Consider the following 1,490-nt stretch of genomic DNA (forward strand, 5'->3'; position numbering starts at 1 on the left):
ACCACTGGGGGCGCGTGCGCAATAATTTCGTATGGCTACCACTGGGGGCGCGTGCGCAATAATTTCGTATGGCTCCCCAGCGGTAAATGAGAGCGCTCCATTGCCGGCTTGATCAACGATATTGTTCGAACCGTTGACATCGAGCTTCAACGTGCCGTCGCCGCTGATTTCGCTGACGACGACAGTATAGGTGTTGCCGCTACCGGACACCGAAATTGACCCTGTCGCGGTCCCGGTAACTGCCAGCGTGAAGTCATCAACGCTGACGCCGCTTACACTCTCCGAAAACGTGACACTGAAACGAACAACGTCAGCATATGCCGGAGTCGAGTCCAATCGCGAAATTGCAGTGACGGCAGGACGCTGCGTATCGATGGCATAGTTGTTGGATGAGCTCGCGGAGACCTCGTTTCCGGCGACGTCGCGAACGGTTCCGCTTGTGAGCGTGATCACGTTTGTCGCGTCAGTCACGTTCGACGCGGGTGCCAGCGTCGCCGTGTAGGTTATGTTGTCAGACGTGGTGAGATTGCTCAGCGTTCCGTTTGAAACGTTGAGACTGCCAAGCGTGAACCCCGTCACTGCCTCGCTGAAGGCGATTGTTACCGTGGTGGTTTCTCCCGCAGCGAGCGCCGTGTCTGCCACGTGAATCGCCGCCGTCGGGGACACGCCGTCCACGACAATGGCCTTGTTAGAGCCAAGGGAATTGGACGTGCCCGGTGAAGGCAACGTGCGAATTGCAGCAGCGCCATCAATATTGCGGATCGTGCCGCCGTTGAGGCCAAGAGCCGCTGTCGAGATATAGTCCAGGTCAGCCGACATGTCGCCTTGCTGGACTGTATAGGTGAAGGTCAGGGTATTTGTGCCAGTGCCCGTAGTATAATCGACAATGCGGTCGATTGCGCCAGTTTCCAATATTAATTGCGGCGTGCCAGTCACATGAACCGCCTGGTCGAACGTCACAGTCAATGCGATTACGTCTCCGACCTTGTAGAGGCCGTCGGTGTTCGCAGAATTGACCTGAGTTACAACCGGGGGCGGGACAGCAAAATCGACCGTGATGTTGTCCAACCAAAACATCATGGTACCCGAGTCCGACATCCCAGGAAGATCAGCGTCGAATATGGTCAACGAAGACGATCGAACAACTGGAGGAATATCCGACGGAAGAAACATGGAGCGATAATAATATGGTCCGCTTCCGTTCCCATGCAGGTTGTCGTCCGGCCAATTGGTATTGCCAACATTTACGTTGGACACCCACCCCCCCGACGTTTCCGGGGTACCCGCGACGCTGATTTGATAGTCGTAGAAGCCAAATGACGCGTTATTTGCGTTCGTAACGGTAATCGAAAAATTTTCGCCGCCGACGGACGAATCCTCCTGGAAATTGAAGCGCCCATTGCTGAAATTTGCGGTCCAATTGCCCTGTGCATTGATGGTAAAGACGTAGTCGCCGTATTGGAGAGTATGATCCGACCCGCCTGCCGTCC

The 1,490-nt window shown here is 55.3% G+C and carries 1 protein-coding gene; it reads right to left on the bottom strand.

Features of this window, described 5'->3' with window-relative positions; translation table 11 throughout:
• Positions 1-1,490, bottom strand: a 1,490-nt coding sequence (locus tag AC1DDS_RS25700; RefSeq protein ID WP_477481430.1) for an Ig-like domain-containing protein, incomplete at both ends; no start/stop codon positions are given.

Source organism: Mycoplana sp. 10N416 (genome assembly GCF_056394765.1).